Here is an 11,635-nt window from a genome sequence, read left to right as displayed (position 1 = left end):
CTAGGAAAATCCGTATAATCTTACCTTTTATTTAATAAGAGTTTTCTTAAAATCAGTAAGTGTTGCATCTATAATGTTGATCATTTCCTCTATTTCTTCTTTATTAACAATAAGCGGCGGAGCTATCGCAACAATATTTTTTCCTTTTTCAAAATCAGCTGCTCTTAATATTAATTTGCGTTTGAAACATTCCTCAACAATAAAGGAAGCTGCTCTAATTGATTCATCGAATGGTTTATCTGTATCCCTGTCCGCTTGTAAATCAAACCCGGCAAGCAATCCTAACGTTCTTGTTTTAGCTACATGGGGGTGTTTATCTGATAAGTAATCAAATCCTTTCATAAGTTCCTTTTCCATGTTGTTTACGTTATTAAGAATGTTATCCCGTTCGAGTATCTCGATATTTTTCAAACCAACTGCACAAGCTGTTGGATGACCGCTATAAGTAAATCCATGCCCTAAAATTTGATCATATTGAATGACTGTGTCCCTGATATCTTTATTAATTAAAACTCCGCCCAACTGAGCATATCCACTTGTAATACCTTTTGCCACGCTCATAATGTCAGGTACAACTTCCCAGTTATCAATTCCAAACATCTTTCCCGTACGGCCAAATCCACAAATAACCTCATCAGAAATCATTAAAATCTCGTTTTCTTCACAGAGGTCTTTTACTGCTCTTAAATAACCTTCTGGTGAAATATGAATCCCACCAGCCCCTTGTACAGGTTCTACTATAATTGCAGCAATCGACTCTGCCCCCTCTTTTTCGATGATGTCACGAATACACCCTTCATAATTCGGATCACTTTTATCGCCTAACTCACAATTAGTCAAATGTGATTTAGCTTGTATAATGTCTATATCTTTTGAGCCAGCAAAGTTGTGGAAAGCATCTATACCAGTAGCTGATCCTGCAGCTATCGTTGCACCATGGTAACTACGGTTGATCGAAATAATTTTTTTCTTATTTTTGCGTCCGTTCAAATGCCAATAAAATCGTGCTAGTTTAAAGGCCGTATCATTTGATTCTGAACCTCCAGATGTGAAAAAAACTGCACTTAAATCACCAGGAGCTAAGGAGACTACTTTTTCGGCCAAGCGTACAGCTTTTTCATTAGAATAACCATAGAACGATGAGCTGTAAGCAAGAGTATTCATCTGCTCATATGCGGCCTTTGCCAGTTCCTTCTGCCCATGCCCTAAGTTAACATTCCAAAGCATCGAAACGCCGTCGATATAAGTGTCATCTTTTACGTCGGTGACATAGACTCCATCTCCTTTATGGAAAGTAATTTTCGGTCCTTCTTCGATAAACTTTTTTGGTACAGTTGTTGGATGTAAGTAATATTTCTTATCTAATCCATTTAAGTTTTCAATTTGTAAAGATGTTTGATAGACAGCCATAATTCAGACCTCCCAAATTTTGAGTAAATAATAATTAAATTTTATAAAAGGAACTATTAAGGATATATTCCTAAATTAATATATACAGAATTTTTTGACTTCTGTCAATGAAAAATGTTGTTATTTTTAAAAATTTTGAAATAAAAAAATAAGCGTTGATCTTTTAAATATTAAAGTTCTCTTTAGCATCTGGAGACTCGTTTTCAATCTCTGTGGAAGATTCATCCAGTAAATCTTCTAAAGGGATGGTCTCGAACAACTTTTTTTTCATTACAAACTTTATCCACCATATAGCATAAATTACTGTTATAGCTAAAAATACAATTGTATACTTATAAATTTGAGCTTTTATTTCAGGATCGGGAAATATGTTAAAGATAATATAAAGCATCCCTGTTATACCGAGAACCTGAAAAGTAATTCCAAAAGGAGATTTGAATCCTCTTTTTACATTTGGATATTTAAATCGCAATATGATTACGTTCAAGTGAGCAACTATATACGCAATCATCCAGCACAAGCACCCAGCTAAAATGAAGGTTGTTATGGAAGAACTGTTAGTTATCCCTATAAGTAAGAATGAAACAAAAAGAATGCATAGGAAAAAGATAGCTGCCCAAGGAGCACCCCACCGGTTAAGGCTGCTAAAAACTTTTGGCATTTCTCCTTCTTGCCCCATCGCAAAAAGCATACGCGATATTGCACTAATAAGGGTATTTAAAGTACTTGCTGTGGCAAGAACCGTGACGATCCCCATCCACATCAACCCTGTTTGTCCTAAAATAGCTTCAGCCGCAACTACGTGAGGGGATGCAGACTCTGCTAAATTATTTAATGATACGTACTTAATGGCAGCAAATCCAAAAAGCAAATCTGCAGCAAAAATAATCCCCAATCCTAAAACCATTGATAGTGGTATATAAACTTTTGGCTTTTTTATTTCTTCGGCCAGCGGAGTTACAAATTCGATTCCTACAAAAAGCCAAAATGCCAGTGCAGTCAAACTTAATACTCCCCAGCCCATAGGATTGAAATCCAGTGAATATGACAACGGTTCTCCAGACCCTATACCTGTTAGTCCTATAATCCCAAGAATTACTGTTGAAGCGATTAAAAGAGTTGTTAATACTATTTGCGTCCAACTAAAAAATTTAACTCCGAATATGTTAACCAAACCTAAAATAACAACAGCACTAATGGAGATAATGGTAGAATTAATTTCTATTGAAAACACTTCACTAAATACAAGCCCTGCTATTCCAGCTTCTGCACTTCCAGCAAATATCGTTACAAGTACATAACCACTAATAACAGCAATCATCCCTATAAATGATCCCATTGCAGGAAGAGTGTATCGGTTTAAACCCCCAGCACGAGGAAGAATTCCTGAAAGCTCAGCAAAGGTAAATGCGACACAAAGGTTTAATACCAGTGCAAAAACCATAGCAAATATAAATCCTTGACCGCCAATACCAAAACCCTCTCCTAACGACACCATGGCACTTGAACTAACTACAATTCCAACAGCAGCTGCAACTGCAGCCCATAACCCTAAAGATCTTTTTAATTGGTTAGTCAATTGTTTTATCCCCCCTATTTTGTTTTAGAATGAACGAATGTATCAATTTGGACCCTTTCCAGCCTGTTGTTCCAACGCAACAGAATACTTAATTTTTTTCACACCTATATACACCTCCTTTACAAGGAAAATTAACCGAATTATTTAAGGATTAATTCTTAATATATTCCTTAAATAAAATATACCGTTTGTCTTTCGCGCTGTCAATTAATATTCAGAAATTTCTTTATTTATTTGCCGCTGAATATTAGCGGGCGATCATATACTTAGGCGCCCATTTGATGTGTTTATTAAAACCTGTCCAGTCACGAATTCCATAAGACATAAAATTTTGTTTATCCTAATATGATGTACCTAAACCTGCATTTTCTGGCGTTAAAGAGGCCTAAAATTCCCCCGTAACACCTTTAAATGATGTCACGGGGTTTCTTTTTTCTTCTCATTTTCACTTTTAAAAAACTAATGGAAACGCCTATATTCTCTCGGTGTTTGTCCGGTGTATTCTTTAAACACGCGACTGAAATAATTTGGGTTGTTGAAGCCTATAGAGCGAGCAATATTTTGAACACTTTCATCCGAGGAAAGGAGCTCTTTTGCTTTTTGAATACGCATGGATAACAGAAGGTCACGGAAAGAGCGGTTATATTTATTTGAAAGTAAATGACTGAGATAGGAAGGACTCCGCCCTACATAAGCAGCCACTGTCTTTAAATCCAATTTTGAATCAGTGAAATTTTTCTCCATATACGAAACCGCTGCTTCTACTGCATCTCCCTTCACTTGAGAAGGCTGTTCCTCCATAGACTGGACAAGGTAGTTTGAAAAAAGAATAATGTCCTGAACAATACGGTAGAGCACAGGACTATATAAAATTTTATCAAACACATTCTTGTAGTATTCTTCACGATCTTTACTATTCATTCCATTTCGATTCATAAACCGCCGTATTTGTGCAAGAATACTTGTTAAACGTGTTCGCAGCAATCCGGGCTCGGGGTATGGCGGCGCCAAATCAAAAAACTCTTCGTACATCCACTTTTTAATATCATTTCCTCTCGCTTCTTCTAACATATAAACCCATTTTCTTTGATCTTCCATTGTTAAAAAGGGGTCCATATCTTTCCAAGTATGAAAACGTTTTGTCTCAAATACCTGTTGATACCCAGTAAAAAAAGTAGTTTCCATTACTTTTCGCAGCTTTAAATAAATCTGGTGAAGCGATTCTTCACCACTTTGCGAATGTACAACAATAGCTAACGGACTTCCTGCCTTTAGCTCCCATTCCCGCAAAAAGCGCTGAGCCTGCGTGACTGTCTCCGTAAACTCGTGATGAAATACAAGTACAATCCGATCACTTGTCGAGAAAACTGATGGTTCAAAGTAAAAATCAAATTGTTCTATAAATTTACGTAAATAGGTTAAATCATTTACATACTCTGTTTTCAATAAATAAACAGGGTAGGGATAAGGATTGCGATCTTCAATAAACAATGATTCATAGTCCACCGATGGCTTTGTTAATTCGGAATGTACCTCTTTAGAGTAATTAGAAAGATTTCTTATAGCTTGCTGCAAGGAATGTTTAACACTAGGCGGAGCAAGCGGCTTCACCCACAGATCTAATGCTTGAAGATCCATTGCCTGCATAGCTCGCTCAAAAGTCGGCTCTGCAGTAAGTGCAATAACCTGCTTTGTATATCTGTTAATGTGAAATTTAAATATTTCCCATTTGTCTTCTCCAATCATATCTAATTCAATACATACAATGTCAGGTACAGAGTTCTCTAGATCATCTAACAAATCCGATAAATGGTAGGCTGTTCGAATAGTTGAGATGGGTAAAGAATATTTGGAAATAAACCATTGAATTCCTAGAACTTCTTGCTTATCACGGTCAGAAATTAATAACTTATATATTTTCCCCACCCCCATATAGAATTATTAAGTTAATTGTACAGCTGAATAGTTGAACGTGGAGGGTTCTAGTAGACAAAAGATGAAGTCTAAGGGAGGTTTTATATTTATAATTAAGCTATTATAAACGATTCCCGACAAGAAATACAAATAAGTGGATTTATGAAGATAATATTTAAATGATTCAGCTATAGAGATGGAACAATAATAAAAAAAGAAGATTTGGATGAAGAGAATACCTAAGTACTCCCATAATAGAAGGCCTTGATTACCTCGAGGGCAGATATTAATAAAAGGTTTTTTTGCAAAGATAAATAGATCCAAAAATAAAAAACATATACAGGCATAAAGGTGATATACACCTTTATGCCTGTCCGTTTTTACGAGTTGTTCTGCTGATCGTTTACTTCATCTTTGATTTCTTCACGCATGCCTTCTATTGCTCTTTCACGACGTTGGTTTTTCTCTTCAATCTGCTGCTTATCTTCTTGACTCAGTTCCTCAGCGTGAGCTTTTTCAAAGTCTCTCGCCTCATTCATATTTTGCAGCGTGTGCCCAATATTATTTTCAATTCTTTCTGCGTTGTTAGAACGATCATCTGGTTTAGGCTTTTCCAAATTCATTCCCTCCTTTTCTTTTGAAGTTTAGTATGCCTCAGAAAAAGGAAGGGTATGAAAAGATAAATGTGAAAAGTTTGTTAATACTCATCCGCAATTGATAAAACCTTTTAATTACCAAATCTTAATAGGAAAATCATATTTGCACTTGATTTTCACACGCACTTTTTTCATTCTTTCAATTGTATACCCTTTCCTTTATATTTTTTAAACTAGGCTTTTTTTAAGGAGTGATTTTGTGGACACTTGGCTGACCATGGATACATGGCTTGGTGACGTTGTAGATCTTAGTAATAAAATCTTATGGACGTACATTCTTGTTGGATTGTTATTGTTTTTGGGTGTATTTTTCACAGTAAAAACGCGTTTTGTTCAATTCAGAATGGTAAAAGAAATGGTAATGCTTTTGGTTCAAGGAACGGACCGCACCGATTTCAAAAAAAAGAAAGGCACTACTCCATTTCAAGCTTTTACTATTAGTACAGCAGCCCGCGTAGGAACAGGAAATTTAGCGGGGGTGGCTTTAGCTATCACTGCTGGAGGGCCTGGAGCAATTTTTTGGATGTGGATGATTGCCCTAGTAGGTGCAGCTACTGGCTTTGTGGAAAGTACACTCGCTCAAATGTATAAAGTGAAAGATAAGGACGGCTTCCGCGGCGGACCGGCTTACTATATGGAAAAAGCACTCGGCATGCGCTGGATGGGGGTATTATTTGCCATTCTTATTACTTTATGCTTTGGTTTAATATTTAACGCCGTACAAACCAATACTATTTCTCAAGCCTTTACTGGCGCTTATGATATTAGTCCTTTTTGGGTTGGGAGTACTATTGCTGTTTTGATTGGTATCATTATTTTTGGTGGTATACGCCGTATTGCGGTAGTATCTGAATTTGTTGTTCCGTTTTTTGCTATTATTTATATCATCGTCTCATTGGTAGTGATGTTTTTTAATATCGGGGCTTTACCTGAAGTCTTTTCTCTCATTGTTAGTAATGCTTTTGGATTACAAGAAATTGCTGGGGGCGGCTTAGGAGCAGCGATTATGAATGGTGTTCAGCGAGGATTGTTTTCTAATGAAGCCGGTATGGGTAGTGCACCAAATGCTGCTGCTACTGCTCATGTTAGTCATCCCGTAAAACAAGGCCTGGTTCAGACACTTGGTGTTTTTACAGATACGTTAATTATTTGCAGCTCGACTGCGTTTCTTATTATTTTAGCCGGCGTCCATACGTCAAGTGAATCGGATGGAATACAATTGACACAGCTTGCCTTAAATACTCATTTAGGAGACTGGGCACAAGTATTCGTTACGATCGCTATTTTCTTTTTTGCCTTTAGTTCCCTTCTCGGAAATTATTATTACGGGGAAGCAAATATTGAATTTATCTCTGAAAATCCTGCCTATGTTCAAGCATTCCGGGTCGCTTTTTTAATCATGGTAATGGTAGGTGCGATGAGTGAACTAGAAATCATATGGGCCCTTGCTGATGTATTCATGGGATCCATGGCATTAGTAAACCTCATAGCTGCAGCCTTGCTCACCAAAATTGCTGTCTCTGCCCTTGAAGATTATCAACAACAGCGTAAGTTAGGGAAAGATCCTGTTTTTTATAAGGACAGCATTCCAGGTTTAAATAATATCGAAGCTTGGGATAAAAAACCTAAACGTTCAGAGCAGGAATAAGCATTTTAACATGCCTGAAGGGAAACCATTTGCGGCTTCCCTTCTCTTTTATTACGGTTTTAACACCACTTTTATATTACCGTCTTCTTTTTGTCAAAAATGCGGTACGCTTCATCTGCCTCTGCAAGCGGCATTTTGTGAGTAATGATATCTGTTGGGTCGAATTCTTTATTTTCCACCATCTCATACAATTTCATCAAGTGAATGACAGGGGCTTGCCCCATTTTTAAAGAAACATTTCTTGTAAAGAAAGTCACCAAGAGGAAAGTTGTTCGCTTCCGTCCCGTACACACCGGTTAATTGTACGGTCCCAAATTTGCCAACGGCCTGAGAGGCAGTGACAATTGGACTGATCGTACCAAATTGATTGTCTCCTTCAGAACCGTGCTTTTTACTCGGAGGGACAGTTCCGTCCATTCCTACACAGTCAATGACGACGTCTGCTCCTCCTTTCGTATTTTCATGCAAAAGAGATCCTATTTCGTCATGTTCACCAAAATTGTACGTTTCTACGTTATTGGCTTAGCATGCTCAAGCCTATGAGGTACTTGATCTACGGCGATAACTCTAGCTGCGCCTTTCACCCATGCAAATTTTGAGCCATTAATCCAATTGGCCCGCAGCCGAGCACAACCACTGTGTCACCTTGTTTTACCCCGCTGTGTTCGAATCACATCAGATAAGAATAATAGACTTTCATCTTCTAGTTCACTGCTTTCTCAAACAACAAATGAGGTAAATTCAGCAAAAGGTACTCTTAAATATTCTGCTTGTCCGCCTGGATAGTCACCCATCTGTTTGGAATATCCGAATAAACCGCCGTTATCCGCATGAGGGTTGGAGTTATCGCATTGGCTTTTCATTTGGTTTTTGCAGTAATGACACTCCCCACAGCTAATATTAAAAGGAATAACAACACGGTCGCCTTTCTTTATATTTTTGACCTCAGGTCCAGTTTCTTCTACAATGCCCATTGGTTCATGCCCCACTATATAATCCGGCAAAGGTATGCCGCCTTTGTATAAATGTAAATCAGATCCACATATTCCACTAGCAGTAATCCTCACTATCATATCGTCTTTTTCTTGAATAGAAGGATCTTCTACTTGCTTTACCTTCATGTTATTTTTACTTTGAAAAGTTACAGCTTGCATGACCGTTACACACGCCTTTCTACTCTTTTTATGAACGGCATTACCTTTTATCTAATAACCTTAAACACAGGAAACTACCTATTTTTGTAAATAGAGGTAAAACATAACATTTCCTATAAAAATTATGTTATTTTTTGCTCAATTTATGTAAAAGTTTCAGAATATCTAGTCTATAAAACTATCACATGGTATCCTAGGCACAGGTGAAAAAAATGGAGAATATTGCCGTAATTTTTCAATGAAAGAGAATGAGGGGAGGATTTTGTCGTTTTGAGGAAAAAAATTACATATTCAATTTTAACGGCCGTAGTTTCCGTTTCCTTTTTATCTACAGCAAACATAGATCACGCTGAAGCCTTTAATGATGTGGGAGCAGACTACTGGGCTAAAGAAGAAATTTCTTATCTAGCTGAAGAAGGTATAGTAGATGGACGTGAGTCAGGAGATTTTGGTCCAGAAGAAGAAGTTGCTCGTGCTCAAGCAGCGAAAATGATGTCCAATGCTTTGAGCTCAGGTACCATCCGCACTCCAGATTCGCCGACATTTTCAGATGTGAACACAGAATTTTGGGCATTTAAACATATTGAACGAGCTGCTGAACTAGAAGTGTTCACTGGAAAAAAAGATGGTCGTTTTGATCCAAATGGAAATATTGAACGTGCTCAAGTTGCAGCAATTATAGGACGAGCCTTTTTCGGCGAAGAAGCAGAGAACAACGACAGAGACGTACAGTTTGAAGATATTTCGGCTGAGTTTTGGGCAAAAGGATACATAGCCACATTAGCAGAAAATGGAATAATTGAAGACGAAAATAACTTCAGACCAAATGAAAATGCTACAAGGGCAGAAGTTTCAGCCTATTTGGCAAGAGCAATGGAAGAAAATCTTGGTGAGAAAGAACAAGTAGAAGAACAACCTTCAAAAGAAGAATTACAAGATGATAATATTCTTTTTGAAGGAGAAGTGAATGTTGAGGACACGTTGAATGCACGAAGCGGTCCAGGAATGGACTATAATACAGTCACAGAGTTTGAAGATGGCACAACGATTGATATTTATGAAAAAAACGGCGAATGGCTTAAAACAGAACACAATAATGAATGGTTATATGTTTATCATAGCTACATAGAAAAAGCCGATGACGTCAAATCAGAAGAGCCAGATGAAACCGATGAACCAGAAGAGACAGATCAATCAGAGGAGTCAGGAGACCAGTCTTCCTCATCACACGATAATCAAATTATCGCTGAAGCGAAAGCAATGGTGTCTGACTTAAATATCAGGTCAGCGGCTGATGCAGATAGTGACAAAATCGGAAAACTTGATGCAGGCGATATCATAGATGTTTATGAACATGTTAACGCGGACTGGGCGTTAGTTGATTATAATGGGGAACAAGGATATGTTCACCGTTATTACCTTCAAGAAAAAGTACCAGGTGAAAGCACCCTTACTGATAAAACCATCGTTATTGACGCTGGACACGGAGGCCATGACAATGGTGCTTCTGCTAATGGACTTGTTGAAAAGGAAATCGTATTAGATGTAGCACTTGAAGTGGAAGAAAGATTAGAAAAAGATGATGTCAATGTTGTGATGACCCGACACGATGATACATTTTTAGAGCTAAGTGAGCGAGTAGAAATAGCAGAAGAAGCTGATGCCGATTCATTCGTAAGCATTCATGCAAATGCAGCCAGCCCAGCAGCTGAAGGAGCTGAAACATTTTATAATAACGATTCCAAAGCAGCAGAAAGCAAGGCATTGGCTGAATCTATTCAGGATGAACTAGTGTCGCAAACCAAGATGAATGATAGACGAGTAGCCGAAGCAGGATTTTATGTCATTAAAAACACAACGATGCCAAGTACGTTGATCGAACTAGGTTTTCTCACTAACACACAAGACGCAGAACGGATGAAACAGCCAAACTATGAAGAAAAAGCAGCTGATGCTGTCTACGACGGTATTGTCAATTACTATGACTGGTAAAATGCAAAAAATTGGCAAATGCTGCCGTTTTACTTTGACAACATTTTAAAAATGTACAAGCATTATGAAGCATGCCCGCTATTAAATTTCAGGGGCATGCTTTTTGTGTAAATAAATTTTGTCTTGAAGGGAAAAGTACTCTTTCAATTGAAGGTCAGAAAATACGTCAACAATAGTGCTAAAATAAGTGTCATTAATATACTTGTAAAAATAATTGCAATGTTGGATGCGCGATATTCCCCCGTATTTATCGTTTTTCTGTTTTTTAAATAAATGTAAGTAGAAACCGTAATAATGACCGCATTAATAAGAAAGGCAATGATACTAATTAAAATTGCCATAAATTCTTCGTAGTAGTTGCTTAAAGGAGTTGTAAAATGAAGACTCGTAGCAAAAAAACCTACCCCCATAATCGCAATCGATGTACGAATCCAAGCTAAATATGTTCTTTCATTGGCAAGGTGCTGCTGTATGTATAGAGAATCTACTGTTTGTTTATCTTTTTCAGCCATTTCAATCACACCCTTCCAACTAAGAAAAGAAAATTAAATTTAAACCAGCAAAGGTGACAATCAAACTTGCAATGTTTTTAATATGGACTTGTGATAAACGATCAAACCAATGCATTCCTAATCGAGTTCCGGCAAGAACGCTGACAAATCCTACGAGAAAATATAGCAGAAATTCACTGCTAAAGTCACCACTTACCCCGTGCATCACAACGGTAACGATACTAGTAACTACAAACGTTGCCTGTAAGTTAGCAGAATACGCGTATTTGTCTTTACAGGCCACCATAAAATAAAAAACAAAAAACGGACCTCCTACCACAAATACTCCGCCTATCAACCCTCCTAAAAATCCTAATACAATAGGAAAAATCGCATTCTCTTTCTCCTTTGCCTCATCTTTTTGTTTTTGCATTAGTATGTATATCACCATTCCAATTAAAACGAAACCTAGTACTTTTTTTAAAATATCCATTTCTCCAAAGTTATGAAGAATAAAAAAAGCACCTACACGCCCTAGAGAGGCAGCACTTAATAGAAAAAAAAGCTTACGATAATGAATATGCTTATATACCTTAATAAAAATACTTAGTGACGTTACTAACGCTAAAGATACAACGAGCAGTGTGCTGTCTTTCAAGGTGAATAAGAACGGAAGAAAACTCATAGCAAATAGTCCAAAACCAAAACCGCTTGCCCCTTGAAAAAAGCTGCCAAGGAATAACACAGTAAACACTATAAACATTTCAAAAACCATGATGGCATAAAACCTT

The 11,635-nt window shown here is 37.4% G+C and carries 8 protein-coding genes and 1 pseudogene; 2 read left to right on the top strand and 7 right to left on the bottom strand.

Annotation, left to right across the window (positions count from 1 at the left end):
• Positions 1-27: 27 nt before the first annotated feature.
• The 4 genes from CEF16_RS18145 to tlp form a co-directional block, all read right to left on the bottom strand.
• Positions 28-1,410, bottom strand: coding sequence for an aminotransferase family protein (locus tag CEF16_RS18145; RefSeq protein WP_091584451.1), 1,383 nt, complete (start codon positions 1,408-1,410; stop codon positions 28-30).
• A 163-nt stretch (positions 1,411-1,573) separates the two neighbouring features.
• The gene (locus CEF16_RS18140) at positions 1,574-2,989 is read right to left on the bottom strand and encodes an APC family permease (protein ID WP_170032085.1); all 1,416 of its coding nucleotides are present in this window, start codon (positions 2,987-2,989) and stop codon (positions 1,574-1,576) included.
• 459 nt (positions 2,990-3,448) lie between these two features.
• Positions 3,449-4,915: a response regulator transcription factor gene (locus tag CEF16_RS18135; RefSeq protein WP_170032082.1), complete on the bottom strand. Its 1,467-nt coding sequence runs from the start codon at positions 4,913-4,915 to the stop codon at positions 3,449-3,451.
• 368 nt (positions 4,916-5,283) lie between these two features.
• Positions 5,284-5,520, bottom strand: a complete 237-nt coding sequence (tlp, locus tag CEF16_RS18130; protein WP_175488354.1) for a small acid-soluble spore protein Tlp — start codon at positions 5,518-5,520, stop codon at positions 5,284-5,286.
• Between the two features lie 256 nt (positions 5,521-5,776).
• Here tlp and CEF16_RS18125 point away from each other — a divergent pair, with 256 nt between their 5' ends.
• Positions 5,777-7,207, top strand: a complete 1,431-nt coding sequence (locus CEF16_RS18125; RefSeq protein ID WP_091584824.1) for an alanine/glycine:cation symporter family protein — start codon at positions 5,777-5,779, stop codon at positions 7,205-7,207.
• Between the two features lie 51 nt (positions 7,208-7,258).
• Here CEF16_RS18125 and CEF16_RS18120 read toward each other — a convergent pair.
• Positions 7,259-8,361, bottom strand: a pseudogene (locus tag CEF16_RS18120) (alcohol dehydrogenase catalytic domain-containing protein).
• A gap of 270 nt (positions 8,362-8,631) precedes the next feature.
• On the opposite strand from CEF16_RS18120, the gene CEF16_RS18115 reads away from it, so the two are divergent.
• Positions 8,632-10,353 carry an N-acetylmuramoyl-L-alanine amidase gene (locus CEF16_RS18115; protein WP_091584440.1) on the top strand — a complete coding sequence of 574 codons (1,722 nt, stop codon included), beginning with the start codon at positions 8,632-8,634 and terminating at the stop codon, positions 10,351-10,353.
• Positions 10,354-10,496: 143 nt separating this feature from the next.
• Here the strand turns inward: CEF16_RS18115 and CEF16_RS18110 are convergent, their stop codons facing one another.
• Positions 10,497-10,865 carry a YidH family protein gene (locus tag CEF16_RS18110; protein WP_091584437.1) on the bottom strand — a complete coding sequence of 123 codons (369 nt, stop codon included), beginning with the start codon at positions 10,863-10,865 and terminating at the stop codon, positions 10,497-10,499.
• A gap of 19 nt (positions 10,866-10,884) precedes the next feature.
• Entirely contained in the window at positions 10,885-11,619 is a 735-nt protein-coding gene (locus CEF16_RS18105) for a sulfite exporter TauE/SafE family protein (RefSeq protein ID WP_091584822.1), read from the bottom strand.
• Between the last annotated feature and the right edge of the window lie 16 nt (positions 11,620-11,635).

The organism is Alteribacillus bidgolensis (assembly GCF_002886255.1).
GTDB lineage: Bacteria > Bacillota > Bacilli > Bacillales > Marinococcaceae > Alteribacillus > Alteribacillus bidgolensis.
Note: the sequence above shows the minus strand (reverse complement) of the source record. Positions and strands in the feature narration are given on the sequence as shown.

Coding starts and splice junctions, on each gene's coding strand:
- CEF16_RS18105 (WP_091584822.1), bottom strand. CDS start 11,619: ATGGTTTTTGAAATGTTTATAGTGTTTACTGTGTTATTCCTTGGCAGC.
- CEF16_RS18110 (WP_091584437.1), bottom strand. CDS start 10,865: ATGGCTGAAAAAGATAAACAAACAGTAGATTCTCTATACATACAGCAG.
- CEF16_RS18145 (WP_091584451.1), bottom strand. CDS start 1,410: ATGGCTGTCTATCAAACATCTTTACAAATTGAAAACTTAAATGGATTA.
- CEF16_RS18125 (WP_091584824.1), top strand. CDS start 5,777: ATGGATACATGGCTTGGTGACGTTGTAGATCTTAGTAATAAAATCTTA.